Here is a 2087-nt window from a genome sequence, read left to right on the forward strand (position 1 = left end):
GCAAAGCTGTCGATAGGGAGGTGCCATGCGATTTCCTCGATAGGGGGCCAAGGCCCCAAAATGCTCGGATTTCGCACTTCGAAATAGAATCCACCCGCTTACAATATTTGTTCCTGCCATTTAGAGAAGTCCCTTTTTCTGCCAAATAGAAATGTCACCGGCCAATAGAGCAGGGGCGGCGCGCAGCCCTTCGAGCATGCGCAGCGGCGCCCCTGCTGGTGCGCTGGTCTGGCGGTGACAGCGCCCGGACCCGCTGCCCGGCAGCGGGCTCGCTCACTGGGTCTCGAGCATGCGCTGCGCCGCCTCGATCGGGGTGAGCCGGGGAAGGGGCGGTCGTCCACGCTTGCGCTTGACCGGTGCCTCCTGCGCCTGTGCAGGTGAGGGGAACATGTGTGTTGGCTGCGAACGCCGGCATGGCTCATTGTTGTTGCGCTTCCGCGGCGGCAACTGCTCCTGCAGCAGCTTCGCCATCGCCAGTGCCGCATCGAGGTGTTTGTTCTCGACAATTGCCGCCTGGTTCACCTGCCGGATCTTGTCGAATATCCGGTAAGGCAGCACATGCTCCCCGAAGCGGATCTCGAGCCGGCCATCCGGAAACTCACAGACCTCGACCCACTTGCCAGCCAAGGGCCGGCTGACCGCGCTGGGCTCGAGAATGAACAGCATCTTGTTGTAGTGCAGCGCCAGCGCCTGGCTCACCTTGGACTTCACCCGCCAGACCATCTCGGCGTCGAGATCCTCGTGCGGAGCGAGGGGACGGTGCAGATCACGCGGATCGAACGGGGCCTTTGCAAACCGCTGGTTGTGACGCCCCATGTATTCGGGCAGAAACACGTTGGCCTCGGCAATCGACGAAATGCCCTCAAGCCGCATCGCCTTGACCAGGCGGTCCTGTAATGTGGCGTTCGCCCTCTCGACCCGGCCCTTGGCCTGCGGCGAATTGGCGCAGATAATCTCGATGTTGAGCGCCTCGAGCGCCCGCCCAAACTGCGTCATGCCATCGCCATCGGCCGATGCCCTGTTGTTGCGAAACACCGAGTGCTTGTCCGAATAGAGCGCCACCGGCTTGCCATGCGCCTCGATGTACGCGCGCATCGCCTCCATGTAGGCGAAGGTGTTCTCGCTCTCGACCATCTGCAGGTGCATCAGCTCGCTGGTCGCATCGTCGATGAACACCAGCAGCGTGCACTGCGGCCCGCGATCCTCGAACCAATGATGCTTCGAACCATCGACCTGGATCAGCTCGCCGCGGCAGTCGCGGCGATAACGCGGCTGATAGGGACGTGGCCGACGGGCCTCGCGGTCCTTCCACAAACCCGCATCAATCATCAGCTGGCGCAGCGTCTCGCACGCTACCGTGATCCCATGGCGCTCAATCAGATACTCGCGCGCCAGTGTCGGGCCAAAGTCGGGATAATGTTCACGCACGAGTCCAACGATCTGTTCGCGCAACGCATCGCTATGCCGCCGGTTACTCGGGCGGCCGCGCTTGCGTGATACCAGGCCCGATGCGCCTTCGATGCGCATCCTCTTGAGTAACCGGAAGACCTGGCGGCGCTTCAATCCCAGCAATGCCGCCGCATCCTCGACCCGCAGCTCGCCGCGCTCAACGCGCATCAGCGTATCAAATCGCGAAAGCTCGCCATGGCTCATTGCCAGCACCGTCATAGCCGCGTTCTCCTAACCGGTAGGAAAACCATGTCACCGCTGCTCCACTGACGACACCTGAAGGTGTCATTTCTATCTAGCAGAGGGGTGTCATTTCTACTTAGCGCTTGCGAGTTCCATTTGAAGTGCGACGTCAGTTCGATGTTCTAACATCCAGCCGGAGGCGGGGCGAGCCCCGCCTCCGGCTGATCGTTTGGCTGTGTGGGGAGGTTGATTTGCTGCATAAGGACCTCCCCGGGCGTGCGATAGCCAAGACACTTGCGTGGCGTGCTGTTGAGCTGGTGGCAGATGGCCTCGATCTGGGGCACTTCCATCGCGGCAATGTCGGTGTCCGAAGGTAGGAAGCGGCGCAACCGGCCGTTGAAATTCTCGACGCCACCTTTTTGCCATGGGGCCTTTGGGTCGCAGAAATAGCTGCA

The 2087-nt window shown here is 61.5% G+C and carries 2 protein-coding genes; both read right to left on the reverse strand.

The features are described from left to right. Positions 1-273: 273 nt before the first annotated feature. Positions 274-1668, reverse strand: a complete 1395-nt coding sequence (locus tag B5483_RS22710; RefSeq protein ID WP_079732156.1) for an ISNCY family transposase — start codon at positions 1666-1668, stop codon at positions 274-276. Positions 1669-1814: 146 nt separating this feature from the next. Continuing rightward, positions 1815-2087: IS30 family transposase (locus tag B5483_RS23400; RefSeq protein ID WP_139384147.1), on the reverse strand; the 273-nt coding region annotated here is incomplete at its 5' end.

This window comes from Novosphingobium mathurense, from assembly GCF_900168325.1.
Classification (GTDB): domain Bacteria; phylum Pseudomonadota; class Alphaproteobacteria; order Sphingomonadales; family Sphingomonadaceae; genus Novosphingobium; species Novosphingobium mathurense.